Origin of the sequence: Bradyrhizobium sp. JYMT SZCCT0180 (genome assembly GCF_018130165.1) — a bacterium.
GTDB lineage: Bacteria > Pseudomonadota > Alphaproteobacteria > Rhizobiales > Xanthobacteraceae > Bradyrhizobium.
In genome coordinates, this window is sequence record NZ_JAFCLZ010000003.1 from 164,328 (window position 1) to 189,906 (window position 25,579).

Sequence of the window (25,579 nt, forward strand, 5' to 3'; positions counted from 1 at the left end):
GATTCAGATCCAGAACGCGGCTTTGCGCAGCTGCTTGACCGTCACGACGCTCGCGATTGCCAGTACGGCAACGCACACGAGGGCGTAAATGATGCTGGTCTGGCTGACATGACCGGTCGCCAGCGGTTCGCGCCACACGGCGAACAAATGCGTCAGCGGGTTGAGTCGCATGACCGTGGAATTCGGATTGACCATCTCCGCGGTCCAGATCACCGGGGAGGACAGGAAGGCCAGCGTCAGCGTCGATTCGATGATCGGCTTCATGTCGCGGAATCGCGTGGCCAATGCGCCGAGGACCAGGCCGAGGCCAAGCGTGCAGGCGACGAACAGCGCAAATCCCGGCACGGCGGCGATGCAGCCTTCGATATCGGTCCGGGCCAAAGCAAGCCAGAGGATAAACGGCACGCTGGCATTGTGGAGCGCGAACAGGGCCTGCCGGAACAGGCATTGCAGCAGGAAGGTCACCGGCGGCAGCGCGCGATCCTTGATCAGGCCGGCCGAATTCTGCAGCGCCGTCGTCGCATCCAGCACGACGTTGTTGAGAAAGGTCCAGGCCGTCAGGCTGATCGCCAGCATCGGAAGCCGCGCCACGGCACTGGCGTTGGACAAATGTCCGATCACCGAACCCAGCACCGCGACCATGATCGCCATCTGGATCGACATCCAGAACGGACCCAGCAGCGAGCGGACGTAACGGTGACGCATATCCGACCAGGCGAGGGTGGCGGCGATCCTGACAGCGCCGACGAGCCCGGCGGTTTCGGATCGCATGGCACGGGCGGACCGCACCTCCGCCTTGCAGGTGGCGGCATCGAGATAGATCGCCTCGATCGCCTGCTTGAATTGCGTGGTGGAGTATTTCGACATGGCGCGCCGCCGGGCGGCAAGCCCCATGCGCTGACGTCGCTCCGGATCACGGATCAGGACGTCGATCGCTTCCGCAAGCTTGCCGTGATCGCCCGGCGGCACGGTGATGGCCTCGATCCCATCACGTGCGATGTGTGGAACGGCGGTGTCGAGCGACGTGTTGATGACCGGGCGACCTGCCGCCATCGCTTCCAGTTGAACCAGTCCGAAGGTTTCCGCGGACGTCACCGACGGCATCACGAAGACATCAGCGATGTACATCAATTTGACCAGTTCACCATCGGGAACAGAGCCGAGCAGGCGAACACGATCGGCGACGCCGAGGCTCAGGATCAACTGCTCCAGCCTCGCGCGTTCGCGGCCCTCGCCAACGATCCAGACCTCGAAGGTCTGGCCGACCGCGGCGCGGATCAGCACGTCAAAACCCTTGTAGGGAACAAGGCGGCCGCAAGCGAGCACCAGCCGCCCGCGATCGTGCCCGACCTTGAGGTCGTGGTGACGCGGGGCCGGCCGCTCATACTTCGAGACGTCGATGCCAAAGGGGACGACGTGGCATTTGTCGGCGAATTCGCGCAGCAACGGGGTTTCGTCCAGCAGGGCGCGATCGGAGACGATGATCGCTTCCGCCCGCGAGAGCGTCCGGCGCATCAGCGGTTCGACGAACCGCCTGAGCTTGGCGTGCGTGACGATGTCGGCATGCCAGTGCACGACGAGCGGACGCTTGCGGCCAAAGCCGAGCGCGAACACGAGATCGGCCAGCGGAAACGGCGCATGAAGCACCAGCAGGTCGTGCTGTGCGATCCGGCGCCACAGCCGCAACGGATAGGTCGGCGCAAACGGCAGTGACAGGATGTCGCCGAACGAGCGCACGCGCTCGACCGGCACGTCGTTCACGACGATCCGGCGCCGTCCATTCGCGCTGGAACAGACCAGCACGGCGAAGGCGAAGCTGGCCTTCAGTCCGGTGCAGATGTCGCGGATCACGGTGAGAGTCCCGCCGAACAGGTCGGGATAATAGACCTTGAAGATGTGAAGCACCGACAGGCGGCGGGCGGAGGTGTCGATCGAAGTCATCATGCAGCTCGCGCCGGTCAGCGGATGAAGAGGGCAGCGACGAACGGCGTCGCCAGCGCTGCAAAAAACGTCACGCAGCGGATCAGCGCCGGCAGCACGGGCACGACGACCGCCGGCCTCGCGCTTTGGGCGAGGCGACGTGCCGCCGGGAGGGATGGAGCGGAATTGCGGGGCGAAAGGACGTGCATGGTTGGGTTCCCCTGGTTGATGATTTGCGTATATGTGGGAAAATTTCACACGTCAATAACCAACCGCAAAAAAGTGGGATTGTGTCCCACGTCGAGCGCAGCTACAGTTTCGCCATGAGTGCTAACCCGCCGCCGCCAAAGCCGGCTTCGCATCAACCGATCGCCGCGGACCGTCTGCAGGCGCCGCTGGCGCGCCTGTTGCGTCCGCTGGTGAGGTTGTGCATCCGCGGCGGCATGACATTTCCCGCGCTGGCGCAGCTGCTGCGCGAACTCTTCGTCAATGTCGCCGAGCATGACTTCGCGCTTGACGGCAAGGAGCAGACCGACAGCCGCGTCAGCCTGCTGACCGGAATCCACCGCAAGGAAGTGGCCCGGCTGCGCGGCGCCGGAACGCCCGTCAACGAAACGCCGGCCACGCTGTCGCGGACCAGCGCGATCATCGCCCGCTGGATGGCCGCGCCCGAATTCACCGACAAGGCCGGCGACCCCTTGCCATTGCCGCGCACCGCCGACGGCGATGCGCCATCGTTCGAGGCGCTCGTCGAGTCGGTCACCAAGGATGTCCGGCCGCGCGCGGTGCTGGATGAATGGCTCGACCGGCAACTTGTCAGCATCAACGCGAACGAAGAGATCGTGCTGGTCGATACCGCCTTCGTGCCGCGCGGCGACGACGACCGCAAATGGCACTATCTCGGCCGCAATTTGCATGACCACGTCGCCGCGGCCGCGGACAACGTGTCAGCCGTCACGCCGCGCTTCCTCGAACGCGCCGTGCATTACGACGGCCTGTCGCCCAAATTGGCCAAGCGCCTCGAAGCACGTTCACGCGAACTTGCGATGGACGCGCTGAAGACCGCCAACCGCGAAGCCAACCGCGCGGTCGCCAAGGACAAGGGCGGCGGCGCCAGGTGGAATTTCGGCGTCTATATCTACCACGAGGCGCCGGACGGCGATGACGCCAAAGAAGGCGGCCAATCATGAGCAAACCGCCGATCGTCACCCGTCGGTCGCTGCTGGCGGGGTTTTGGCTTGCGGGCGTGTCGTCGGCCTGGGCACAGGTCCGGGGCGGCCGCAGCGGCGACGATCAGGGTATCGGCGGCACCGGCGCCCCGAGAATCGGTGACGATCACGGTATCGGTGGTACCGGCATTGTCGGCGTCATCCAGCGTTTCGGCAGCATCTTCGTCAACGGCGAACGCATCGGCTACGCGCCTGATGTGCCGGTGCGGATCAACGGCGAGGCGGCGTCGGTCAAGGCGCTGCGGATCGGACACGTCGCGCGCGTCGTGGCGATGCGTCAGGCCAATGGCGCGCTGACCACCCGTGGTATCTCGGCCGTCAGCGAAGTGATCGGACCGATCCAATCCGTCGGGGCAGGCGAGATGTCGGTGCTGGGCCAGCGGGTGACGTTCACGGGGCGCGAAACCTGGCGTCCCGGCACCTATGTTGCGGTGTCCGGATTGCGTCGAACCGACGGCGTCATCGTCGCCAGCCTCGTCGAGAAGCGACGCGACAACGCCACGCGAGTCACAGGATTGCTGGAACGCGATCGCGATGGGGTGCGGATCGGTGGCTTGCGTCTTGCCGGTGCGGATCCGGCGCTGATCGGTCAGCGCGTTCACGCCGACGGGCAGTTTGCGCAAGGCGTGATGCAGGTCGCGCACGCGAGACGAGACGATTTTTCCGATCTGACCGGCGCCAGCCGTCTGTCGATCGAAGGCTACGTGCGGCGGGTAGGTGATCAGCTGCAATTCGGATCGGGCTATGTCGCGCGCGATGTGTCGCGCTTCCAGCCTGCCGGCGACGCACGCGTGGTCGTGAACGCCGTGCTCGACAGTTCGCGCGGCCTGCGGGTCGAATCCGTGCAATCGGTCAGCCACTTCCCGGGCGCGTCGATCGGAAATTCCACCGGTCCCGCCAGAGCTCCTGGCTCAGCGCCCGGTCAGGGCGGCACGCACGTTCCCGGCGGTTCGCCGCAAGGGCCGGGCGGAGCTCCAGGCCCGGGTCGCGCGAGCGATCCCGGTGGGTCTATGTCACCCGGCGGCAGCCCCGGATTCCCGGGCGGCCCATCTGGGCCGGGGGGATTCGGCGGACCTGGCGGCGGTGGCCCCGGCGGCTTCGGTGGAGGTGGTCCCGGTGGCGGTGGAATGGGCGGTGGCGGTCGACGGTAGTCGCTGTCGAGGTGTTTTAATACCGCTCGCCGTATTCCATGCTATCTGTGCATGGGGTTGTTTTCGAGATTTTGTGTCTAGCCTGAGCTGAGCCGCACGCCGGCACGCAAAAACTTCTGCGGGTCGACCGCGTCGCCGTCGATCCGTGTTTCGTAATGCAGATGCGGACCGGTCGAGCGGCCGGTTGAGCCGACCGCACCGATCACCTGTCCGATCTTGACGACGTCGCCGACCCGGACGTGGATCTCCGACAAATGGCCGTAGCGGGTCGATAGCCCATTGCCGTGGTCGATCTCGACCATGCGGCCATAGCCGCCCATCCATCCCGATGAAGCCACTTTGCCGTTCGCGGTGGCGCGCACGGGATCGCCGGTTGCGGCGCGGAAATCCAAACCGGTATGCATCGCCGGCCGACCGAGGAATGGATCGCTGCGAACGCCGAAGCCGGAGGTGAACTCGACTTCGCCGACGACGGGTTTGCGATAGGGCACGAGGGCCAGCGTGCGGTTGAGCCGCTCGACCTGGGCACGGGTGGCGTTGATCCGGTTGAGCTGGCGTTCGAACGGACCGGCATCGGCCCCAAGCTTCACCGGAACGAAGGGGCCGCCGACGCCCGAACGTGGCGTCGCGGCTTCGAGTTGCGCCATGTCGAGGCCGAGATCGGTGAACACGCCGCGCATCCGGCGGACGCGCGATTCCATGCTGTCTTCGACCGAGCTCAGCGCCGCCATCTGGCGTCGCTCGACCTGGTCGAGCGAGGTCTGCAGGCGGACCAGGACGTTGTCGACGCCCTGAACCTTGGCGTACTGGTTGGCTTGCTGTTTGACCACGACCGGTGCGCGCGACTCCAGACGGGCTTCACGATCCGGCGGCGCCACAAAGATCACGGTGTCGCTGATCGGGCTGGGCTTCGGTGTTCCGGAAGCGGGGGTCTCCGCGGCGGCGCCGCGTGCCGTCGGCCGGATCGATCCGGTGGCCGTGCTGTCGGGAATGGAGCCCAAAGCGGTGGCGCGGGATTCCAGCGCGGTCTGGCGCTTCATGATCTGGTCGAGCTTCTGGTCGAACTGTTCCTGGTCGAGCAATTGGCGGCTGGTGGTGCGATCGACCTTGGCGCGCAGCTCGGCGATGCGGTCTTCATAGGCGTATTGCATCTCGGCCTGGCGGGCGATCAGACGGGTCAGGACGTCGTCGCGAAAGGCGAAATAGGTGGCGGTCGCCGCCGACCACATTCCGAGCACGACGACCGTGCCGACGACGATCCAGAACACCACGGGCCCGAACCGCACCTGCTTGCCGGCATGGACAATGGCGTAGCCATCATTGGCCGGCGGGAGTGCCGCGGCTTGCGCCACGGGACGTCGCGCCCGGCTGTCATGGGGATGATGGTGCTGGTGGTACTCGGAATGATGACCGGAACGGTACGACATCGACACTCCCGCGCCGGTCGGACAGGGGTTCCGTACGGCTCAATTTGCGAGGCCGATTTGACCCACTCATGGTTAATTTTTGGAAAATGGAACCTGGAAAACTATAATCCTTGCGCTGCGGCCAATACTTCATCGGCGTGGCCATCGACCCGTACGTTGCGCCAGATTTTGGCGATCTTGCCGTCCTTGCCGATCAAAACGGTCGTGCGAAGAATCCCAAGGAAGGTCCTGCCATACATGGATTTTTCGCCCCAGGCGCCATAGGCCTCCAGCATCTCGTGTTTTTCATCCGAAATCAGAGGAATCGAGAGCTGGTGCTTGTCGCGAAAGGACTCCTGGGCCCTTACGGTGTCGGCGGAGATGCCGAGCACTGCCGTTCCGCTTTCGGCGAAGGCGTCCTTGAGGCGGGTGAAATCGATCGCCTCCCTGGTGCAGCCGGGGGTGTCGGCGCGGGGGTAGAAGAACAGCACCAGTTTCTGGCCGGCGTAATCGGCGAGCGACACGCTGTCACCGCCGTCCCGGGGCAGCTGGAAGCTCGGCGCTTTGGCGCCTTCAACCCGGCCCGAGACCACGCCTGGTTTGCTGTCCGGCTTCGCGGCCGCCTCGGGCACGGGCGTCAAATCCGGCTTCGGTGCCGTCAATGGCTTGGATTTTAACGATTTCGACGCCGGCTTGTGGGATTCTTTGGTCAAAGCGCTTTTGGCCGCTTTGCCTGATTTTGTTGCGACCGCCTTGCCGGCCTTGGCCGCGGGCGTTTTGACTGGAGCTTTCGAGCCACTGCGGGCTGCCTTCGCCGGGATCGTTTTGCGGGCGGATTTCTTGGCAGGCGTCTTCGCGGATGACTTGGCAGGTGTCTTTACGGGTGTCTTTGCGGATCCCTTGGAGGATTTCTTGCGCGTTTTCTTGGACATACGCCTTCCTTTCGTCGCTTTCGGCGGATCAACCAATAGGGTATTGCGGGTCTTGTCCCGGCCTATCGGATTCGCTCCGGCTGCTGGGCAAGTTTGATGACCTCGGAGTATGGTTACAAGGAATTCGACGCACCACCCGTCCGCTCGTTGACGGCCCGTTTGATTAAGTCGGCGATTGAGTCCTTGGGCTGGGCTACGAGTAACAGTATTAATCGAGGATTGGCAGCGATGCCGGCACGGGAGCGCTCGATACAGATCGATGGGCGCGCCTGCGGCGACGATCAACCTCAGCGCCAGCACCGAGAGGCAATGGCTAGCAATAGTTCGCCCCAAAGTCCTGGGCTCCAAGGTTCTGGGCTCAAAGGTCTTGGACCCCAGGGTTCGGGGCGCCAAGATCTTGGGCGCCAAGATCCTGGGCGCCAAGGGTCGAATCCGCGTGCTGAGGCTCAAATCTCGCAATGGGATGACGAGGCCGGCTGGGATACCGATCAGGACGAGGCTGCGCGCCACCGCGCACGGCGGTTATTGTCCCGTTCCAATTCCCGTTTTCACCGGCTGAGCGACAATTTTTCCGCGTTGAACCGTTGGGTCACCGGCGAGCGTTGGGTCAAGCGCCTATCGGTCGTGATTGCGGTGCTGGCCGTGATCTTTGCCAGCTGTTTCGGCGGGCTTTGGTGGCGGCTCGGCGCCGGTCCGATCAATCTCGACCTGGCGACGCCCTGGCTTGCGAAGGCGATCGAGGAAAATATCGGGCACGGCAATACGGTCGAGGTCGGTGGCACGCAAATCGAGCGCGCCGGCAGAATTCGAATCGCGGTGCGCATCCGCGACATCGTGGTCCGGGATCGCGACCAGGCGATTGTCGCAAGCGCCCCCAAAGCCGAAGTGAGATTATCCGGCACCGCGCTGTTGATGGGGCGGCTTCGCGCCGAGAGCCTCAATCTGGTCGATGCCGAACTCGCGGTACGAATCACACCGGATGGCCAGGTGACGGTATCCGCCGGTGACACGGCCAAACCATTGGCGACCGGCGTAGCCTCGAAGCGCGACGCTGGCCTGGCGCCCACATTCCCGCGGCCGGCGCCGCCCCCCGGCACGCCGGCGCCCGAGACGGCACAGAACGGATTGCTGGCCGGCCTCGATTGGCTCGACAGCCTGAGCTTGACCGGTCTCGACGGACAAAATCTCAACGAGATCGGCCTGAAGAACGGCAATCTGGTCGTCGACGACCAGCAGCGCGGCAACAAATGGACGTTCGACAATATCAGCATGAGCCTTCGCCGGCCGAGCGCCGGTGGCGTGGCGCTGAGCGTGGGCGAGGAGGGCGCCCGGCCATGGTCGCTGCGGGCGGTGATCGGGCCGCCGACCAACGGCGTGCGCTCGGTCGATCTGCGCGCCGACAAGGTACCGACGGCCAATATTCTGCTGGCGATGCGGGTCAAGGATCTCACCTACAGCGCAAACCTGCCGCTCTCGGGTGAACTGAAAGGCGAACTCGGCCGCGATGGCCTGCCGACCTATTTCCGCGGCAAGCTTACCGCCGGTGCCGGCCAAATCATCGACAGCGATACGCCCGATTATCCGATGGCGATCGATTCGGCGGAAATGAACGTCGAATGGGATTCCGCACGGCGTGTGCTGGTCGCCCCGTTCAAGATCGTTTCCGGCGCCAACCGGGTAACGCTGCTCGGCCATCTCGAGCCGCCGAATGGAACCACGACCGAATGGCAGGCCGGGTTGAGCGGCGGCACCATCGTGCTGGCCGGCAATGAAGGCGAACAGCCGCTGATCTTCAATCGCATCGCGATCGGCATGCGCTTCGACACCGACAGGAAGCGCTTTCTGCTGACGCAGGCAGATATCAGCAATGGCGAGATCGGCGTCGCCGGAACCGGCAGCGTCGATTATTCCGGCGAAGCGCGGCTCCAGCTTGGCTTTGCCGGTACGCCAATGTCGGCCTCCGCGCTCAAGCGGATGTGGCCCGTCCTGATCGTGCCGGAAGTGCGCGAATGGGTGATCGAGCGGATCGAACGCGGCACGCTCCAGCGCATCGAGGTCGGCGTCAATTCGCCGGTGCGAAATTTGTCGCGCAAAGGCCCGCCGATTCCCGACGACGGCCTGGCGGTCAATATCACGGCGACGGGCGTGACGGTGCGCCCGGTCGATGACATGCCGGTCGTGCGCGACGCCGACCTGAAGGCCCGCGTGACGGGTCGCACCGCCACCGTCAACATCGGCCAGGGCATCGCCGATACGCCGGCCGGTCGCAAGGTCACCATTTCGGATTTCGTCTTCGAGGTGCCGGACATGGCGCCGAAGCCATCGCCGTCGAAGGTGAAATTCCGCATGGATGGAACCATTGCGGCCGCGGCCGAGATCCTGGCATCCGATCGCCTCAGCGACGTCTCCGCCAATTTCATCGATCCGAACGCGAGCAAGGGGACAGTGACGGCTAACGTCATGCTCGGCATGCCGGTCAAGGGCGTGCTGACCAAGGCCGACACGACTTATGCTGTGACCGCCGATCTCGGCGGGGTCTCCATCGACAAGCTGGTGATGAACCAGAAGCTGGAGGCCAACACGCTGAAGGTCGTTGCCAACAATAACGGCTATCAGGTCAGGGGCGACGTCAAGATCAACGGCCAGCAGGCGTCGCTGGATTATCGCAAGCCGAACGAGGGCGACGCCGATATCAGGCTGTCGGCGACGCTGGATGACGCCAGCCGCGCGCGGCTTGGGCTGGATCTCGGTCCCGCCGTCAGCGGCGCGATCCCGATCAAGCTGATCGGCAAGATCGGCGATAACGACGCCCGCGTCGGCATCGAGGCCGATCTTACCTCGCTCCGGCTCGACAACATCCTGCCGGGTTGGGTCAAGGTGCCGGGCAGGTCCGGCAAGGCGACCTTCAGCGTCGTCAAGAAGGAGCAGTCGACGCTGTTCCAGGACATTGTCGTCGACGGCGGCGGCGTCTCGATCAAGGGCTCGCTGGAAGTCGACGCGAATGGCGAGCTGATGACCGCGAACTTCCCGACCTATTCGCCGTCGGAAGGCGACAAGACCTCGCTGAAAGCCGAACGCAATGCCGATGGCGTCGTGAAGGTGACGATGCGCGGCGACGTGTTCGACGGTCGCGGCTTCCTCAAATCGGCGATCTCGGGCAAGGAAGCCGACGCCAAGAAGACCAAGAACATCGATCTGGATATCGACGTCAAGCTCGGCGCGGTCGCCGGCCACAATGGCGAGGCGCTGCGCAGCGTCGACGCCAAGATGTCCCGGCGCAATGGCGTCATCAAGACGTTTGCGATGACCGGCAAGGTCGGGCGCGATACGCCGGTGACCGCCGATTTGCGCGGTCGCGTGCAGGGGCAGGGGCGTGACCTGATCATTCTGCAGACCAATGACGCCGGGGCGTTCCTCCGCTTCACCGATACCAACTCGAAGGTCTTCGGTGGTCAGCTCTCGCTCGCGATGGAGCCGCCGACGGTCGAACCATCAGCCAAGGATGGCCTGATCAATATCCGCGACTTCTCCGTCAAAGGCGTCCCTGAACTGGAGCGCGCGGCGGCGGGCGCACCGACAGGCGTATCGAACGGCGTGTCGTTCTCGGCGCTGCGCGCGGAATTCACCCGGCAGAGCGGACATCTCACGATCAGGGACGGCGTCGTGAAGGGCCCGACCATCGGCGCCACCATCGAAGGCACGCTCGATTATATCGGCAACTCGGTACGCATGAGCGGGACCTTCGTTCCGATGTACGGGCTCAACAACATGTTCGGCCAGATTCCCGTGCTCGGCCTGTTCCTCGGCGGCGGGAGCAATGAGGGCCTGATCGGCGTCACCTATGAGGTCGTCGGCACGCCGGCCGCGCCGGTGCTGCGCGTCAATCCGATTTCAGCGATGGCGCCCGGCGTGCTGCGCAAGATCTTCGAGTTCAACACCGGCAAGCAGAACAACCCGATCGAATTCCCGCCGACCAATAATTAGGGCGTGGGCGGTTGAGGGATTTTGCCATCAGCGATTGATCTGGCCAACCGCCATCGTCTCGCGCTAGCTTTCAAAAAAACGGGAGGCTGGCGTCATGCAGATCACCAACGTCCGTGCGCATCACATCCGCATCCCCTATGACGCCGGCGTGGCGAGCTTCAAGCAGGGCGCGTCAGCGATATCGGCGCTGGAGATCGTTCTCGTCGAGGTCTCGACAGATTCAGGATTGACCGGCTGGGGTGACGCCTTCAGCTACGTGTGCCCGCGATCCAGTGCCACCGCCATCGATGAGATGATCGCGCCGCAGGCCCGGGGCCTCGAGGTCCCCGAAGCCGCCGGCATTCCCGCCTTCATGGAACGTATCCAGCGCAATCTGCATCTGTTCGGCCGCTACGGCATCACGATGTTCGCGATCTCCGCCCTCGATATCGCGTTGTGGGATCTCGCGGCCCGCGTGCAGGGCGTCCCGCTACACCGCCTGTTGGGTGCGCGCAAGCGGGCGCGGATTCCTGCCTATGCCAGCCTGCTGCGGATCGGAACACCCGATCTCGTCGCCAGCGAATGCGAGACGGCGTTGCGGCGGGGTTACACCGCCATCAAGCTTCATGAGACGACGGCGCTGGCGGTATTCGCCGCACGGCGCGCGATCGGGGACAGCATCCCGCTGATGGTCGATATGAACTGCCCGATGATTTCGGCGGAAGCGATCGCCTTCGCGCATGAATGCAAGGCGGCCGCGCCGATGTTTCTGGAGGAGCCGGTATGGCCGCCGGAAGATTTTGCCGCGCTGGCGGAGACCCGCACGAAGGGCGGGCTCGATATCGCCGCCGGCGAGAATGCCTGCACCGTCAATCAATTCCGCCAGATGATGGATGCGGGGGCGGTCAGCTACGCGCAGCCCTCGGTGACCAAGGTCGGCGGCATTACCGAATATCTGAAAGTGGTTGATCTGGCCGACGAAAGGGGCGTCCGGCTCGCGCCGCATTCGCCCTATTTCGGTCCGGGCCTTCTGGCGACGCTGCAATTGCTGTCGCTGCGTGACGACAAGACCTTCGTCGAGTTCTTTTATATGAACCGTGCCGCGTGCCTGTGGCGCGGTGCGATCGATGTCGGCGCCGATGGCGCGGTCGCGGTGCCGGACGGGCCGGGGCTCGGTTACGAGCCGGACCGTGAGGTCATGGAGCGGTATCGCGTCTAGCGGGTGCTTCACCCGGCCGTACGGCCCTTGTTGTGGCCCTGTACCGCCGTCGAAGGCGGCGTCAGGAACGCATCGAAGCGCTCCTTGACGATGGCGTAACATTCGCATGACGCCTTCTCTAAGCCCGCTCGGTCGAGTACCTGGATGGTGCCGCGGCGATAATGGATGAGACCGGCGGTCTGCATCGACTGTGCGGCAAGCGTTACGGATTTCCGGTTCGCGCCGAGCATATGCGAAAGAAACTCGTGGGTGTAAGGCAGCGCTTCACCGCCGGCGCGGTCGTGCATCATCAACAACCACCTGCACATTCGCTCTTCCGTAGTGTGCATGGAATTGCAGGCAACCGTCTGCTGAACCTGGGAAAGCAGGGTCTCCGAGTAACTAACGAACAGGTCGCGCACGTGTTCGCTATTTTTGAATTCGTGTTGCAATAGCTCGATCGGGCAGCGAACCGTATGACCCGGGAGTTGCACGAGACAGCGGTTGAACGAGACACGGCTATACATGGCTGCAAACAGGCCGAACGCACCTTCGCGTCCGATGTTGGCCGTCTCGATGGCGGCGCCATTCTCCAGAACGGTCAATAGCGACAGAACCGAGCCTTGCGGAAAATAGGCGTGTTTGAGCAGACCGCCGGCATCGCAGACCATCTCTTCGAGTTCGAAATCGATCGGCTCGAGGTAGGAATCTATTCGCCTGCGGCTGTCTGGCTCCAGGGCGCCGAGCAGTTGATTGCTTCGCGGGTCATAATCCATTTGCGCCTGGGGCATCGCTTATGGCCGTGATGATCCTAGTGCTTCGGACCGATTTTAGGCACGGCGATTGGCGGATCAGATTTGCACTAATAAGCGGCTCAAGTCTGAGCAAAACAGCTCAGTGGACATTGCTGGGTTCCCGATAGGGATGGCCCAAGGGAGGCGCCAGGGTACACAGCGCCTCGACCAGCGCCGCAGTCTGGTAAGGCTTTGCGAGAAAGCAGCTGTCCTGCGGAAGTTCGAAGGGCTGTAGCCGCACTTGTCCCGATACGACGAGAATTTTGATTGGCGGCCAGCGGTTGCGCACCGCGTGGGCCAATTGTAATCCGTTCATGCTGCCGGGCATGTCGATATCTGTGAGCAGCAACGCAATGTCCAAGCGGGATTCCAGCAGCGCCATCGCCGCGTCTGCATCAGCAGCTTCAATGACTGCAAAGCCTGCTTCCTCAACAATCTCTGCGACGCACATCCGCAGCAGTGTGTCGTCCTCTACGATCAGAACGATGGTCGGTGATTTGCTGGGCAATCCTGCAGCCAGTTGACGGGAACTTTCCAAAACGGGCTATTGGCTGCCGTGTCCCTGATTGGCCTGCTCGGTCAAATCGGCTGCCATCCGCAGACACTGCGCCTTCAATTCCGGGGCGAGCGACATGGATGCGAGTTCAATGAGGTCCGATGCCAGGCGCAGGCACTCGAGGTCGCGCTTTCGGTCGCTTTCGGAATCGGGCATGCGCACCTCCTGGAAGGTGTGAGTGATGGCACACCGCCTTTCGTGCTGTCGGTGGTCCACACCACAGACCAGGACCCACGTATTCGTGATGCTGCAGGAGCGGGCGCGCACGTCCCGGGACGCCGAAGTGAGCTGTTTTGCTCAGACTGGCCAACGTAGGGCTGCCATAGTGCTTTGAAAGCACTGGCTGAGGTCCGAGCTGATCCCCGGCGAAAGCGGTGTTCGGAGGTCCGCGATTGCATATGCCTGCTGAAGAAATTCAGGAACTATTCAAGTTTCCTGCAGCATCGCCTGATCGGGACGAGCTTCCATACCGACTTCGGCAGCAATCCCTGCTCGGCGAGTTCGGTCGCATAGCCATGCAAACCCGTGACTACCGACAAATCCTGCAGCGGGCCGCAGAACTTTGCGCCGAAGGGCTTCAGGCACGATTCGCCAAAGTCCTGGAATTTGAGCCGGAAGAGAGCCGTCTGATGGTGCGCGCCGGCGTCGGCTGGGACCTCGACACTGTCGACAATGTCTCGCTTGCCGCCGATCTGGGATCGCCCGCCGGTTACGCCTATCAAACCGGGGCCACGGTCATCTCGAACCATCTGGAGGCGGAGACCCGTTTTCGGACGCCAAAGCTTTTGGCAGATCACGGCGTCAGGCGCGCGATCAACGTGCTGATCGAAAAGGGCGGGGAGGGCAAAACGTTCTTCGGCGTGTTGGAAGTCGATAGCGCCGATCCCGGCCAGTTCGACGAGGCGGATGCCGACTTCCTGGCCGGCTTTGCCGGCCTGCTCGGTATCGCCATCGAACGTCAGCAGGCGGATGCCAAGCTACAGGAGGCACTAGAGCACCAGGCGTTGCTGACACGGGAGATGAGCCACCGCGTCAAGAACAGTCTAACTTCCGTGGTAGGGCTGCTGCGGGTGCAGGCCCGGACAGCTCCATCGCAGGATGTCAAGAATGCGCTTGAGGATGCAAGCCTGCGCGTCGCCACCATCGCGCAGGTGCATGATCATCTATGGCGGAGTCCGCAGATCGGCTTTGTCGAGCTCGTGGACTTCATGAACGAGCTTTGCAAAAAGCTGAAAGGCACGATGCGCGGCCATACGCTGCATTGTCATGCCGACCCAATGCTGCTTTCGGCTGATCATGCCATTCCATTGGGGCTTCTGATAAATGAGCTCGTCACAAACGCGGTGAAATACGCCTACCCCGAAGGTAGTGGCGTTATTGAGGTCAGCGCGCGAGAAATCGACGAACACCTTCATGTCGTGGTTTCCGACCAGGGCATCGGGCTTCCGCCCGGCTTCGACATCGATCAGCCGAAGACCAGTCTGGGGTTCAAGGTGATCGTCGGCATGGTGCGGCAGCTTCAAGGCCACCTGACGCTTACCTCCGGAAATCCCAAAGGGGCACATTTCCTACTCGACCTGCCTATCCTGCCCCGAGCCAAAGAATAGAATTCTTGCCTCTCGCGCCGTTCGATGCAGGCAGAACACGTGAAGATGTCGCAGGAACCAACGGGCCACCGGTCTATTGGTCCCCTGACACATCAACCCCCGGAGAAAAAATGAAAACGCTCACCCTCGCGCTGGCAGCCGGCGCTGCGGCGTTGTTCGCCACTGCTGCCTCGGCGGCTCCGCTTTCCATTGGCCAGGTCGCATCGGACAGCAACATTCAGAACGTACGCATGGTTTGCGACGAAGACGGCCGTTGCTGGCGTGAGCGCGGGGAGCGTCGCGTCATCCTTCGCGAGTCTCGCGACTCGTATGGCTATGCGCCGCGCGAGCGCTATATCGAGCGCCGCGGCTATGAAGAGCGCGGACCCGGTATTGGAATTCATGCGCCCGGCGTGAGCATTGGTGTCGGCGGCGGTCGCTACTGAGCCACGCGCTGCGAATGACCAAAGAAGATCTGCCCGGCCGACTTTGTTCGGTCGGGCATGATCAATCTTATACAGGCAGATGCGGACCAGCCTGCAATGCTGGCGCTGCGGCCAACCGCTGAGGTGACGATATGCATATGTCGGGCGAGAGTTTGCTGGTCATCTTGTTTGTCGGTCTCGTGGCCGGCTGGCTCGCGGGCCAAATCGTGCAGGGGACTGGTTTTGGGATCGTCGGCGATCTCCTTATCGGGATTGTGGGCGCCTTTATCGGAAGTTGGCTTTTGCCGCAGCTCGGCATTCATCTCGGAACCGGAATCATCAGCGCAATCATCAATGCGACCATCGGCGCGATATTGCTGCTCGTCGTCGTGCGGCTGGTTCGTGGTGGCGGCCGATGGCGAAGGAGCTGGTGGCGCCCGTGACGACAATTGCGCCGTCCCTGGATTGTATTGTCAGCGCCGCAGCGCCGGCACCACCAGGAATGGGATCAATCCCAGCACCACGTTGACCAGCGCGAACACGAACAGCGCGTTATAGCTGTGGGTCCAGTCATGAATCAGGCCACCGGCCCATGAGCCCAGTCCCGAGCCGAGGCCGCTGCCGATCGAAATCGTGCCGAAGATGGTGCCGACCCGTTTGCCACGGAAAATGTTCAGCGCGGTCGCGGTGATCAGCGGCCCGCGCGAACCGATCATGCTGCCGAAGGAGATGATGAAGCCGGTCAGCAGCCAGTAATTCGGATAATATTGCAGCAACCAGAGCAGGATGATGCCGACGATCGAGACGCCGTAGCTGAACAGCACCGACGGCCTGCGGCCGATGATGCCGTCGAGCGTCGAGATCCCGAGCATGCCGAACAGCAGCACCACGCCGGAAAATCCCCAGGCGGTGGCGGCCTCCAGGGGCGGGAAGCCGGCGTCGATCAGATACGCCACGATCTGCGCCGTTATGGCGTACATCGCCACTGCGGTGAAAAAGAAGGTCGAGAACAGCGCCCAGAAGACGTGGTTGAGCATCGCGCTCTTCAGCGTCCAGCCATCATCGACCACGCCGTCGTCGGTCTTCTTGACGACATGCGGCGAGCCGGTCGCGAACAGCCGCCACGGCATCAGCAGCAGCGGCAGTAACAGACACAGCGCGACGATGCCGAACCATTGATAGGCATCGCGCCAGCCGATGCGGTCGATCAGCAGCTGCGATGCCGGCAGCAGCACCAGAATGCCCGCACCGGTCGCGGAATAGAGGATCGCCATCGCGGTCGGCAATCGCGGTCCGAACCAGCGGCCGAGCAGGATCGAGTTCGGTACCACGCCGATCAGCGCAATGCCGATGCCGACGCATAGTCCAATAGAGATCTGGAACTGCCACAGCGCCTGCGCGCGCGAGGCAATCAAAAACGAACCGCCGAGCAGCAGCAGTCCGAGCGAATAGACGAGGCGGGGCCCGGAACGGTCGAACAGCCGGCCGACGAACGGCGCCATCAGCCCGCCCGCGAGCCAGGTCAGCGAATAGACCGAGACCACTTCGGCGCGGTCCCAGGCGAAACTCTCCGCGATCGGTTTCAGGAAAACCGTAAAGCTCTCGCCGAGGCCGCGGCCGACCACCGACAACACAAAGCACAGCGCCAGCACGTTGAGGGCGGTGCGCGCCGGTTTTGGCGGCGTCGTCAGCTTGTCTCCGACTGGCGTCCTGTGATCCATGGCAAGCAGGGAGCGCGTTTCCGCAGCACCCCACAAGCGTCAAAACCGAATACGCCTATGCAGGCTTGAGCAGGACGTGCTTCTTCTTGCCCATCGACAGCTTGATGACGCCTTCCTGCGTGAGATTATCAGCGTTCAGGACCATCTTCTCGTCGGTCACGGCAGCATCATTGACGCGAAGGCCGCCGCCCTTGATCTGGCGGCGCGCCTCGCCATTCGATGCGACGAGGCCGGCCTTGACGAAGGCCGCGAGGACGCCGATGCCGGCGTCGAGTTCGCCACGCGGAATTTCGACCGTCGGCAGGGTTTCCGAGACCGCGCCTTCCTCAAACGTCTGCCGCGCGGTTTCGGCTGACGTGTTGGCGGCATCGCGGCCGTGCAGCAGCGCGGTTGCTTCCGTCGCCAGCACCTTCTTGGCCTCGTTGATCTCGCCGCCCTGCAGCGCCGCAAGCTTGTTGATCTCGCTCATCGGCAGGATCGTGAACAGTTTCAGGAATTTGACGACGTCGGCGTCCTCGACGTTGCGCCAGTATTGCCAGAAATCGTACGGCGAGAACGCGTCGGCGTTGAGCCAGACCGCGCCCTGCGCGGTCTTGCCCATCTTGGCGCCGGAGGCGGTCGTCAGCAGCGGCGTGGTCAGCGCAAACAGTTGATCCGTGCCCATGCGGCGGCCGAGGTCGACGCCGTTGACGATGTTGCCCCATTGGTCGGAGCCGCCCATCTGCAGCCGGCAGCCGGTGCGCCGGGCCAACTCGACGAAATCGTAGGCCTGGCAGACCATGTAGTTGAACTCGATGAAGCTCATCTCCTGTTCGCGTTCCAGCCGCAGGCGCACCGAGTCCATCGTCAGCATGCGGTTGACCGAGAAGTGCCGGCCGATGTCGCGCAGCATTTCGATCCAGTTCAGCTTGGTCAGCCATTCCGCGTTGTCGAGCATGATGGCGTCGCTGGCGCCGTTGCCATAGCGCAGCACTTTTGAGAACACGCCGCGGATCGAAGCCTTGTTGGCCTCGATTTCCGCGATGGAGCGGATCGCGCGGGATTCGTCCTTGCCGGAGGGGTCGCCGACCATGGTGGTGCCGCCGCCCATCAGGGTGATCGGCTTGTTGCCGCTCTGCTGCAGCCAGTACAGCATCATCATGGTGAGGTAATTGCCGATATGCAGCGACGGCGCGGTACAATCGTAGCCGACATAGGCGGTCGCCTGGCCCTTCGCGGCGAGCGCGTCGAGGCCGTCGAAATCGGAACATTGGTGGATGAAGCCGCGCTCCTGTAAAATGTTCAGGAAATCTGATTTAAATGCGGTCATTGGTCTGCGACTCTGATCATTCTATTTTCACGGTAATTGTAACGAGTTGCGGAACCATAGCGGAATGGCCTGCCGCAAGCCGGTGCGGTGTGGCATTATAAGATGTCCGTGTTTGGCACAAGCTGGTCGTCGTCGGCGGGACGATTCGAGCAGGGCGTGGCGAAGGCACGATTACTATGATGTTGACGGCCATAGGTTTGATGAGCGGCACCTCGCTAGACGGGGTCGATGTCGCCATGATCGAAACCGATGGCCGGAAAGTCCGGGCCTTCGGGCCGTCCGGATACCGTCCCTACAGCGAAATGGAGCGTCGCCTGCTGCGCCAGGCGCTTTACGAGGCCGTCAACCTGCCGCAGCGCGATGCGCGGCCTGGCGTCCTGCGGGACGCCGAACAGGCCGTCACCTTGGCCCATGCCGAGGCGGTGGCCGCCTTTACCGCGCAACACGGCATCTCGGCCCAGGACATCGACATCGTCGGCTTTCACGGCCAGACCGTGCTGCACCGGCCCGAGCGCCGATTGACGGTACAGATCGGCGATGCCGCAGCCCTGGCCAAGGCGATCCACATTCCCGTCATGCATGATTTCCGCGCCGCCGACGTCGCCGCCGGCGGGCAGGGCGCGCCGTTCGTGCCGGTCTATCACCGCGCGCTGGCCCAGTCGCTCGAGCGGGAGGGGCCGATCGTCGTGGTTAACATCGGCGGGGTCTCCAACATCACCTATATCGACGGGACCGACACGCTGATCGCCTGCGACACCGGTCCCGGCAACGCGCTGCTCGACGACCACATGTACCGCGCCCTGAATCAGCGTTTCGACACCGCAGGCCAGACCGCCGCGCAAGGCAAGGTCGATGACGCCTGGATCGCCCGCGCGCTGGCGATGCCGTTCTTTGCCAAGCCGCCGCCCAAATCGCTCGACCGCAATGATTTTGCCGCGCTCAAGGTCGACGGGATGTCGCCTGCGGACGGCGCCGCGACCTTGACCGCGTTCACGGCCGCATCGATCGCCCGGATCGTGCCATTGCTGCCGAAGGTGCCGAAGAGCTGGATCGTGGCCGGCGGCGGCGCCCGCAACCTGACCATGCTGAGGATGCTGCGCGACCGGCTTCAGCCCGCCACCGTCGAGGCCGCCGATGGGCTCGGCTGGGCCTCGGACGCGATCGAGGCGCAGGCGTTTGGCTTCCTGGCGGCGCGAGGGCTCAAGGGCCTGCCGCTGAGCTATCCCGCCACCACGGGAGTGCCGATTCCGATGACCGGGGGGCTGATGGCCCGGCCGTAAGCGCCGGGATCAACATCTGTTGATGCAATTGCATCGACCTTGACGGCTTCATGCAGATGCATCTAATTTGATGCAGATGCATGAAGCGAGCCGCTTGGCCTCGCCTTTTGGAGGTCGTCATGACGGCAAAACTCACTCTGATCAGCCACAAGCTTTGTCCCTATGTGCAGCGCGCCGTGATCGCGCTGAACGAGAAGGGCGTGCCGTTCGAGCGCGTCGATATCGATCTCGCGAGCAAGCCGGACTGGTTTTTGAAGCTTTCGCCGCTTGGGAAGGTGCCGGTGCTGATCGTGCGCAGCGACGCGGGCGAGGTGGCGCTGTTCGAGAGCAACGTGATCTGCGAGTACATCGAGGAAACGCAAACGGGCGCAAGACTGCATCCGCAGGATGCCTTGCACCGGGCGCAGCACCGGGCTTGGATGGAATTCGGGTCGACGATCCTGAGTGAGCTGTGGGGATTGGAGACAACAGGCGATGCCGCGGTGTTCGAAGCCAAACGCGTCGCGGTAGCCACGAAGTTCGCGCGCGTCGAGGAGGCGCTGGGTTCGGGTCCATTTTTCGCCGGCGAAAAATTCAGTCTCGTGGATGCCGTGTTCGCGCCAATCTTCCGGTACTTCGATGTGTTCGACGAGTTGATCGACCTCTCGATCTTCGCAGAAGCGCCGAAGGTGCGCGCATGGCGGACGGAGCTGGCAAGACGGGACAGTGTTCAGAGCGCCGTCGGCACCGACTATCCGCAATTGCTGCACGCCTTCCTGGTTCGCCACAACGCGCACATGCTGAAATTGGCGGCTTAGCCATGTCGCCGCAGATCGCCTGGGTCGCATTGGTTACCGCCGGCATTCTCGATGTCGGCTGGGCGATCTCGATGAAATACGCCGACGGCTACACGAAGCTCGGCTGGAGCATCGCCTCGCTGGCGCTGCTGGCAGCGTTCGTGTTCCTGCTCGGCCGCGCGCTGCAAGTGCTGGAGATCGGCGTCGCCTACACGGTATGGACCGGCATCGGCGCGGTCGGGACCTTGACGATGGGCGTGTTGCTGTTCGGCGAAGCGCTCAACCCGGTGAAGATCGCGGGTATCGTGCTCGTCATGACCGGGATCGTCGCGTTGAAGCTGGCATGAATGCGTAGGGTGGGTGGAGCGAAGCGATACCCACCAGCTCCGTCGAATGAAATTGATGGGTATCGCTTCGCTCCACCCATCCTACAAGCCTACAAATCCGCGGCCATTTTCGCGAGCGTCGCGATCGTATTCATGTTGCGCGCCGTTCCAGCCTTCGCGGCAGGGATCACCAGTTTTGATTGTCCCATGCCGTCGCCGTAATGGACGTAGATCTCGCGGGCGCCCAATCCGATTTCCTCGTCCTTGCGATGCCTGAGAGCGGTAAGCGTATCCGCCGGTGGCTTGGCGTCGAGGAAGATCGCGACCGTCCGATTGCCCGGCGCCTTGGGAAACGGATTGTTGTTCAGCACGGCCTGCATTTCGGCGGCCGTACGCACCATAACGACGATCGCCTTGCCGGCATAGGTTTCCAGCCGGCCTTCCAGCGCCTTCCTGACGGCGGATTCGGCTTTGCGGCTGGTAAACACGACATTGCCGCTGGCGATATAGGTGCGAACGGCCTCGAACCCGATCGCCTCGCACATCGCCTTCAGCTCGCTCATCGGCAGCTTGCCGGTGCCGCCGACATTGACGGCACGGAGCAGGGCGACGAACGCGGTCACACCGTAACGCCTGATTTAGCGGACGTTGGCGAGCCGCATGTCGAGATAGCCGGTCACCGTCTCCATCAGCGGCTGCAATTTGCCGTCGAAGAAATGGTTGGCGCCGGGGATGACCTGCTGGTCGATCACGATGCCCTTTTGCGTCTTGAGCTTCTCGACCAGCGTGTTGACGTCCTTCGGCGGCACCACCGCATCCTTTTCGCCATGCACGATCAGGCCCGACGACGGGCAGGGCGCGAGGAAGGAGAAGTCATAGAGATTGGCGGGCGGCGCGATCGAAATAAAACCTTCGACCTCGGGCCGGCGCATCAGAAGCTGCATGCCGATCCAGGCACCGAACGAAAAGCCCGCGACCCAGCAGGCGCGCGCCTCGGGATTGATGGTCTGCGCCCAGTCGAGCGCGGATGCCGCGTCCGACAATTCGCCGGTGCCGTGGTCGAACGATCCCTGGCTGCGGCCGACGCCGCGGAAATTGAAGCGCAGCACCGAAAAGCCGCGATGCGCAAACGCGTAGTAGCACTGGTAGACGATCTGGTGGTTCATCGTGCCGTGGAACTGCGGATGCGGATGCAGGATCATCGCGATCGGCGCGTTCTTCTGCTTCGCCGGATGATAGCGGCCTTCGAGACGGCCTGCGGGACCGGTGAAAATAACTTCGGGCATGGATGATCCTTGGAAGTGCTTCTTGGCGACGGAATTGATCCGCGGAGAAACGGCAATCAGGCGTCGTTTGGGAGATGCGCGCGCGGCGCCCCGTGAACTGTCGGCCGCGTTCTAGCATGAGGCGAGGGGCAAAAAGCAAGGTTTTTATGCACCCGAGGCCGGGCCAAGGCGAATCCAGCGCCCGGGATAAGTATTTGATGGATTTTAAGGATTTCTATCGCCGAGGGCCGATTCAGTGCCGGCCTGGCAAGGCTGCCGCTCAACTTGAAGCGGTGATGCGTTCAAGCGAGGCGATGGCGCTGCGGTAGCGCCGGCTGCCGACGGCGGTCTGACCGGTGTCGAAAGTAAGCTCGAAATCTCCCGATGGCTTCAACGCCACGGCGGTCACCCGGTCGAGATTGGCCAGCCGTGTGCGGTGAACGCGTGCCAGTTTGAAGCGCGCAAGCTGGGCCTCGGCCGCCGCCAGCGTTCCGCGGACCAGATGGCTGCGACCATCGGCGAGGCTGTATTCGACATAGTTCCCGGCCGAACTGATCCAGATAATCTCCCGGGGTTCGATGCGGATGCTGGTGGTGCCGTCGCGCAGCCAGACCATATGCGGCAGCTCTTCCGCTGCCGTGGCGGGGGCCGCCGTCGCAACCGCCCCGACCTCCCGGCGGCTGTCGATCAGCCACATGCCGCCACCGATCAACAGGCAGGTGACCGCGTCCTTGCGAGCCTCATAGAGCAGGGTCGCAAGCGAGAGGTGGAAATCATAGCTGCCGCCGAGCATCCACAGCACGAGTTTACGTAAGGCCACCATCCCGGTGATGTGCACGGCGGAGAAGACGATGATGGCCGCGATCACCAGCGCGATACGGACCAGCCAGCGCGGTTCCCGGCGGATTCGCCTGACGGCGGCGAACAGGGCCGGCGCCAGCAGGATGATGACGGCAATGCTGGTCATCTCCCAGAGCAGCGGCGTCTTGAGGTTGTACGAGCCGCCGCGCCGGGCGATGTCGTCCGCGATCGACAGCGCGTTGACGCTGCCGATCGCAAGCGCGACCGCCGCGACCCCGGCGTAGACCAGCCAGTCGGCGCCGGTTGTCCCGCGAAACAGGCCGCTGGTCCCACGCGGGGTCGTCTCGTCCCAAGCCGGCTGGTTTTGATCCCAAACCGGCTCGACGCCACGGCTATCAGGCGCATTTTTGACGTCGGTCATCCAACTTCGTCGCGCATTGAGGGATCAAGCCATGTGGCAGCAAACCATATCACAATCACCGGATTCCGCTCCCGGCTCCGAGCGGCGCATCGATCTCGACTGGGTGCGGATCGCAGCCTTCGGCCTCCTGATCTTCTACCATGTCGGCATGCTCTACGTTTCCTGGGGCTTTCACATCAAGAGCGCGCATCGGATCGCTGCGCTGGAACCGGTGATGCTGGTGCTCAATCCGTGGCGGCTGGCGCTGCTGTTCCTGGTTTCGGGGGTGGCGACCCGCTTCATGCTGGGCAAATACAAACTGGGGCCGCTGCTGCGGTCGCGGTCGGCGCGGCTATTGATTCCCCTGGCGTTCGGGATGCTGGTGATCGTGCCGCCGCAGGCCTATGACCAGATCGTCGAGTCGCTTGGCTATCCGGCCGGCTTCGTCGATTTCTACCAGCGGCACTATCTCGCTTTCGGGTCGCAATTCTGCCCAAACCCCTGCATCGTGCTGCCGACCTGGAACCATCTCTGGTTCGTGGTCTATCTGTGGGTCTACACGGTGGCGCTGGGCGGCGTGTTGTGGCTGGCTCCCGGACTTCTCGGATGGATCGAGCGGCGGCTGGCATCCGTGCTGTCGGGCGTGCTGCTGCTGGTCGTGCCGCCGCTGCTGCTTGCGGCCTATCGTCTGGTGCTGCTACCGCACTTTCCATCGACGCACGCGCTGTTCGGCGACTGGTACAATCACGCGCTGTTCGCGACCGTCTTCCTGTTCGGTTTTGTGCTGGCCCGCGCCAACGCCATCTGGGAGGCGATGGAGCGTCTGCGCTGGCTGGCGCTGTCGCTGGCGGCCGGGTTCTTTCTGTGCTTTCTCGCGGTGTGGGCGACCAGGTACGGCGGCATGCCGCTGAAAATCATGGCCGGCGTGGCCTACGGATCCTATCAATGGCTTTGCATGGTCGCGCTGCTCGGCTTCGCGCGGCGATGGCTGACCGCGGATTCGCCGGCGCGGCGCTATCTCACCGATGCGATCTTCCCGTATTACATCGTGCACCAGACCGCGATCATCATGATTGCGCATGCGTTGCACGGACAAGGCCTGCCAGCCTGGCTTGAGGCGGGGATCGTCATTCTTGGCACGATCGCGGCCTGCGTGGCGACCTATGAGATCGTTCGGCGCATCACTATCTTGAGGCCCTTGTTCGGATTGCGGATGGCATCCGAACCGGCCATGCCGGTGCGGGCGAGGAGCCAGCCCGCGCAATGATTGGCCGCCTCCTGAAAGGTGCTAAGACGGCGCATGCCCGACCGGATCTATCTCGACTGGAACGCGACCACGCCGCTTCGCCCGGAGGCCAAGGCGGCGATGGCGGCGGCCTGGGAGCTCGCCGGTAACCCGTCCTCGGTCCACGCCGAGGGCAGGCAGGCCCGCCGGCTGGTCGAGGACGCCCGCGCCGCGGTCGCGGCGGGGGTCGGCGCCCGGCCGCAGGACGTGGTCTTCTCATCGGGCGGAACCGAGGCCAACGCGCTGGCGCTGACGCCGGGCTTGCGGCGGGGCGCGGGGCAGCCGGTTCAGCAGCTGCTGGTGTCCGCCATCGAACACGCCTCCGTGCTGGCGGGCGGCCGGTTTCCGGCCGACGCGATCAAGACCATCAGGGTCACGGCCTCGGGCCTTGTTGACCTCGACCATCTGCGCGAGCTGTTGAGCGGCCCTCCCGCGCTGGTGTCGGTGATGCTGGCTAATAACGAGACCGGAGCCATTCAGCCGGTGGCGGAGGTGGCTCGGATCGTCCATCAGGCCGGTGGCCTGCTGCATGTCGATGCGATCCAGGCATTCGGAAAAATAGCCTTTGATATCAAGTCGATCGAAGCCGATCTGATCACGCTTTCTGCGCACAAGATCGGTGGCCCCAAGGGTGTCGGTGCGGTTGTTTTGGCCGGGGACGTGCAGGGGCTGGAGCCGCTGCTGCGCGGCGGCGGGCAGGAGCTGGGCCGCCGGGCGGGTACCGAGAACGTTGCGGGGATTTCGGCGTTTGGCGCTGCCGCCAAGGTCGCCATGACAGCGCTGGAAGTGGACGCTGGCCGTCTGGCGGGCCTCAAGAGCAGCCTTGAGGACGGTTTGAAGCAGACGCCCAGGATGATTGTGTTTTCGGAAGCAGCGCCGCGGTTGCCCAATACCACACTGTTCACGGTTCCCGGCTTAAAGGCCGAAACGGCCGTAATTGGCTTCGATCTCGCCGGTATTGCGGTATCGTCTGGTTCGGCCTGTTCCTCCGGCAAGGTCCAGCCATCGCATGTCCTGGACGCCATGGGGCAGGGCCGGGAACTGGCTCAGGGAGCTGTGCGGCTCAGTCTGGGGTGGTCTACATCACAGACAGAGATTGAATTAGCCCTCAAGGCTTGGCGAAAGCTCGCCAATACCTTACTTAAGAGCAACGAAACACAGGTTGAACGGTTCTAAGCAATCGGTTCTGAACCAATCAGGATCGATCAGGCTCTAGAACCGCCGGATTGATCCACCGCGGTCCTTGAAACCGCGAG

Annotated in this window: 24 protein-coding genes; 12 read left to right on the forward strand and 12 right to left on the reverse strand. The window is 63.4% G+C overall.

Going from position 1 to position 25,579, the window contains the following annotated elements; genetic code table 11:
• Positions 1-3: 3 nt before the first annotated feature.
• Both JQ641_RS05725 and JQ641_RS05730 read right to left on the reverse strand, forming a co-directional pair.
• A complete protein-coding gene (locus tag JQ641_RS05725) occupies positions 4-1,941 on the reverse strand; it encodes a glycosyltransferase (protein ID WP_211994937.1) in 1,938 nt (645 codons plus the stop codon).
• Between the two features lie 17 nt (positions 1,942-1,958).
• Positions 1,959-2,129, reverse strand: coding sequence for a hypothetical protein (locus JQ641_RS05730; protein WP_211994938.1), 171 nt, complete (start codon positions 2,127-2,129; stop codon positions 1,959-1,961).
• 114 nt (positions 2,130-2,243) lie between these two features.
• On the opposite strand from JQ641_RS05730, the gene JQ641_RS05735 reads away from it, so the two are divergent.
• Together JQ641_RS05735 and JQ641_RS05740 are read left to right on the forward strand one after the other, a co-directional pair.
• Positions 2,244-3,110, forward strand: coding sequence for a DUF6502 family protein (locus JQ641_RS05735; protein WP_211995261.1), 867 nt, complete (start codon positions 2,244-2,246; stop codon positions 3,108-3,110).
• Positions 3,107-4,300 carry a DUF5666 domain-containing protein gene (locus JQ641_RS05740; RefSeq protein ID WP_211994939.1) on the forward strand — a complete coding sequence of 398 codons (1,194 nt, stop codon included), beginning with the start codon at positions 3,107-3,109 and terminating at the stop codon, positions 4,298-4,300. The genes JQ641_RS05735 and JQ641_RS05740 overlap by 4 nt, the downstream gene beginning before the upstream one ends.
• Positions 4,301-4,377: 77 nt before the next feature.
• On the opposite strand, the gene JQ641_RS05745 is transcribed toward JQ641_RS05740, so the two are convergent.
• Positions 4,378-5,727 carry a M23 family metallopeptidase gene (locus JQ641_RS05745; RefSeq protein ID WP_211994940.1) on the reverse strand — a complete coding sequence of 450 codons (1,350 nt, stop codon included), beginning with the start codon at positions 5,725-5,727 and terminating at the stop codon, positions 4,378-4,380.
• A 101-nt stretch (positions 5,728-5,828) separates the two neighbouring features.
• A complete protein-coding gene (locus tag JQ641_RS05750; protein WP_211995262.1) occupies positions 5,829-6,638 on the reverse strand; it encodes a peroxiredoxin in 810 nt (269 codons plus the stop codon).
• Between the two features lie 228 nt (positions 6,639-6,866).
• On the opposite strand from JQ641_RS05750, the gene JQ641_RS05755 reads away from it, so the two are divergent.
• Together JQ641_RS05755 and JQ641_RS05760 are read left to right on the forward strand one after the other, a co-directional pair.
• Positions 6,867-10,622, forward strand: coding sequence for a YhdP family protein (locus JQ641_RS05755; protein WP_211994941.1), 3,756 nt, complete (start codon positions 6,867-6,869; stop codon positions 10,620-10,622).
• 94 nt (positions 10,623-10,716) lie between these two features.
• Entirely contained in the window at positions 10,717-11,820 is a 1,104-nt protein-coding gene (locus JQ641_RS05760; protein WP_211994942.1) for a mandelate racemase/muconate lactonizing enzyme family protein, read from the forward strand.
• A gap of 8 nt (positions 11,821-11,828) precedes the next feature.
• Here the strand turns inward: JQ641_RS05760 and JQ641_RS05765 are convergent, their stop codons facing one another.
• The 3 genes from JQ641_RS05765 to JQ641_RS05775 all read right to left on the reverse strand — a co-directional run bounded on the left by JQ641_RS05765 (position 11,829) and on the right by JQ641_RS05775 (position 13,305).
• Positions 11,829-12,590, reverse strand: a complete 762-nt coding sequence (locus JQ641_RS05765; RefSeq protein WP_211994944.1) for a Crp/Fnr family transcriptional regulator — start codon at positions 12,588-12,590, stop codon at positions 11,829-11,831.
• Positions 12,591-12,693: 103 nt separating this feature from the next.
• The gene (locus JQ641_RS05770) at positions 12,694-13,101 is read right to left on the reverse strand and encodes a response regulator (protein ID WP_211994947.1); all 408 of its coding nucleotides are present in this window, start codon (positions 13,099-13,101) and stop codon (positions 12,694-12,696) included.
• A 36-nt stretch (positions 13,102-13,137) separates the two neighbouring features.
• The gene (locus JQ641_RS05775) at positions 13,138-13,305 is read right to left on the reverse strand and encodes a hypothetical protein (protein WP_211994949.1); all 168 of its coding nucleotides are present in this window, start codon (positions 13,303-13,305) and stop codon (positions 13,138-13,140) included.
• A gap of 242 nt (positions 13,306-13,547) precedes the next feature.
• On the opposite strand from JQ641_RS05775, the gene JQ641_RS05780 reads away from it, so the two are divergent.
• From JQ641_RS05780 to JQ641_RS05790, 3 genes are all read left to right on the forward strand, one after another.
• Entirely contained in the window at positions 13,548-14,756 is a 1,209-nt protein-coding gene (locus tag JQ641_RS05780) for a sensor histidine kinase (RefSeq protein ID WP_211995263.1), read from the forward strand.
• A gap of 110 nt (positions 14,757-14,866) precedes the next feature.
• Positions 14,867-15,181, forward strand: a complete 315-nt coding sequence (locus JQ641_RS05785) for a hypothetical protein (RefSeq protein WP_211994951.1) — start codon at positions 14,867-14,869, stop codon at positions 15,179-15,181.
• Between the two features lie 131 nt (positions 15,182-15,312).
• Positions 15,313-15,603 (forward strand): GlsB/YeaQ/YmgE family stress response membrane protein, encoded by a 291-nt coding sequence (locus tag JQ641_RS05790; protein ID WP_211994952.1) that lies wholly within the window; start codon positions 15,313-15,315, stop codon positions 15,601-15,603.
• A 30-nt stretch (positions 15,604-15,633) separates the two neighbouring features.
• On the opposite strand, the gene JQ641_RS05795 is transcribed toward JQ641_RS05790, so the two are convergent.
• Entirely contained in the window at positions 15,634-16,881 is a 1,248-nt protein-coding gene (locus JQ641_RS05795) for an MFS transporter (protein ID WP_211994953.1), read from the reverse strand.
• A gap of 55 nt (positions 16,882-16,936) precedes the next feature.
• Positions 16,937-18,190, reverse strand: a complete 1,254-nt coding sequence (tyrS, locus tag JQ641_RS05800; protein WP_211994954.1) for a tyrosine--tRNA ligase — start codon at positions 18,188-18,190, stop codon at positions 16,937-16,939.
• Between the two features lie 176 nt (positions 18,191-18,366).
• Here tyrS and JQ641_RS05805 point away from each other — a divergent pair, with 176 nt between their 5' ends.
• From JQ641_RS05805 to JQ641_RS05815, 3 genes are all read left to right on the forward strand, one after another.
• Positions 18,367-19,470: an anhydro-N-acetylmuramic acid kinase gene (locus JQ641_RS05805; protein ID WP_211994955.1), complete on the forward strand. Its 1,104-nt coding sequence runs from the start codon at positions 18,367-18,369 to the stop codon at positions 19,468-19,470.
• 119 nt (positions 19,471-19,589) lie between these two features.
• Complete coding sequence (locus JQ641_RS05810) at positions 19,590-20,267, forward strand: glutathione S-transferase family protein (RefSeq protein WP_211994957.1); 678 nt, start codon at positions 19,590-19,592, stop codon at positions 20,265-20,267.
• 2 nt (positions 20,268-20,269) lie between these two features.
• The gene (locus tag JQ641_RS05815; protein ID WP_211994958.1) at positions 20,270-20,593 is read left to right on the forward strand and encodes a DMT family transporter; all 324 of its coding nucleotides are present in this window, start codon (positions 20,270-20,272) and stop codon (positions 20,591-20,593) included.
• Positions 20,594-20,682: 89 nt separating this feature from the next.
• Here JQ641_RS05815 and JQ641_RS05820 read toward each other — a convergent pair whose 3' ends face one another.
• The 3 genes from JQ641_RS05820 to JQ641_RS05830 form a co-directional block, all read right to left on the reverse strand.
• Complete coding sequence (locus JQ641_RS05820; RefSeq protein WP_211994959.1) at positions 20,683-21,195, reverse strand: DUF1697 domain-containing protein; 513 nt, start codon at positions 21,193-21,195, stop codon at positions 20,683-20,685.
• 15 nt (positions 21,196-21,210) lie between these two features.
• Entirely contained in the window at positions 21,211-21,858 is a 648-nt protein-coding gene (locus tag JQ641_RS05825; protein WP_027536583.1) for an alpha/beta hydrolase, read from the reverse strand.
• A gap of 259 nt (positions 21,859-22,117) precedes the next feature.
• Positions 22,118-23,059, reverse strand: coding sequence for a LytTR family DNA-binding domain-containing protein (locus tag JQ641_RS05830; protein ID WP_211994960.1), 942 nt, complete (start codon positions 23,057-23,059; stop codon positions 22,118-22,120).
• Positions 23,060-23,090: 31 nt separating this feature from the next.
• On the opposite strand from JQ641_RS05830, the gene JQ641_RS05835 reads away from it, so the two are divergent.
• Positions 23,091-24,305 carry an acyltransferase family protein gene (locus JQ641_RS05835; protein WP_211994961.1) on the forward strand — a complete coding sequence of 405 codons (1,215 nt, stop codon included), beginning with the start codon at positions 23,091-23,093 and terminating at the stop codon, positions 24,303-24,305.
• 33 nt (positions 24,306-24,338) lie between these two features.
• The gene (locus JQ641_RS05840; RefSeq protein WP_211994962.1) at positions 24,339-25,499 is read left to right on the forward strand and encodes a cysteine desulfurase family protein; all 1,161 of its coding nucleotides are present in this window, start codon (positions 24,339-24,341) and stop codon (positions 25,497-25,499) included.
• Positions 25,500-25,579 lie beyond the last annotated feature (80 nt).

Coding starts and splice junctions, on each gene's coding strand:
- JQ641_RS05805 (WP_211994955.1), top strand. CDS start 18,367: ATGATGTTGACGGCCATAGGTTTGATGAGCGGCACCTCGCTAGACGGG.
- JQ641_RS05785 (WP_211994951.1), top strand. CDS start 14,867: ATGAAAACGCTCACCCTCGCGCTGGCAGCCGGCGCTGCGGCGTTGTTC.
- JQ641_RS05810 (WP_211994957.1), top strand. CDS start 19,590: ATGACGGCAAAACTCACTCTGATCAGCCACAAGCTTTGTCCCTATGTG.
- JQ641_RS05740 (WP_211994939.1), top strand. CDS start 3,107: ATGAGCAAACCGCCGATCGTCACCCGTCGGTCGCTGCTGGCGGGGTTT.
- JQ641_RS05825 (WP_027536583.1), bottom strand. CDS start 21,858: ATGCCCGAAGTTATTTTCACCGGTCCCGCAGGCCGTCTCGAAGGCCGC.
- JQ641_RS05735 (WP_211995261.1), top strand. CDS start 2,244: ATGAGTGCTAACCCGCCGCCGCCAAAGCCGGCTTCGCATCAACCGATC.
- JQ641_RS05830 (WP_211994960.1), bottom strand. CDS start 23,059: ATGACCGACGTCAAAAATGCGCCTGATAGCCGTGGCGTCGAGCCGGTT.
- JQ641_RS05775 (WP_211994949.1), bottom strand. CDS start 13,305: ATGCCCGATTCCGAAAGCGACCGAAAGCGCGACCTCGAGTGCCTGCGC.
- JQ641_RS05795 (WP_211994953.1), bottom strand. CDS start 16,881: ATGGATCACAGGACGCCAGTCGGAGACAAGCTGACGACGCCGCCAAAA.
- JQ641_RS05835 (WP_211994961.1), top strand. CDS start 23,091: ATGTGGCAGCAAACCATATCACAATCACCGGATTCCGCTCCCGGCTCC.
- tyrS (WP_211994954.1), bottom strand. CDS start 18,190: ATGACCGCATTTAAATCAGATTTCCTGAACATTTTACAGGAGCGCGGC.
- JQ641_RS05780 (WP_211995263.1), top strand. CDS start 13,548: ATGCCTGCTGAAGAAATTCAGGAACTATTCAAGTTTCCTGCAGCATCG.
- JQ641_RS05755 (WP_211994941.1), top strand. CDS start 6,867: ATGCCGGCACGGGAGCGCTCGATACAGATCGATGGGCGCGCCTGCGGC.
- JQ641_RS05760 (WP_211994942.1), top strand. CDS start 10,717: ATGCAGATCACCAACGTCCGTGCGCATCACATCCGCATCCCCTATGAC.
- JQ641_RS05840 (WP_211994962.1), top strand. CDS start 24,339: ATGCCCGACCGGATCTATCTCGACTGGAACGCGACCACGCCGCTTCGC.
- JQ641_RS05745 (WP_211994940.1), bottom strand. CDS start 5,727: ATGTCGTACCGTTCCGGTCATCATTCCGAGTACCACCAGCACCATCAT.
- JQ641_RS05815 (WP_211994958.1), top strand. CDS start 20,270: ATGTCGCCGCAGATCGCCTGGGTCGCATTGGTTACCGCCGGCATTCTC.
- JQ641_RS05765 (WP_211994944.1), bottom strand. CDS start 12,590: ATGCCCCAGGCGCAAATGGATTATGACCCGCGAAGCAATCAACTGCTC.
- JQ641_RS05730 (WP_211994938.1), bottom strand. CDS start 2,129: ATGCACGTCCTTTCGCCCCGCAATTCCGCTCCATCCCTCCCGGCGGCA.
- JQ641_RS05790 (WP_211994952.1), top strand. CDS start 15,313: ATGCATATGTCGGGCGAGAGTTTGCTGGTCATCTTGTTTGTCGGTCTC.
- JQ641_RS05750 (WP_211995262.1), bottom strand. CDS start 6,638: ATGTCCAAGAAAACGCGCAAGAAATCCTCCAAGGGATCCGCAAAGACA.
- JQ641_RS05725 (WP_211994937.1), bottom strand. CDS start 1,941: ATGACTTCGATCGACACCTCCGCCCGCCGCCTGTCGGTGCTTCACATC.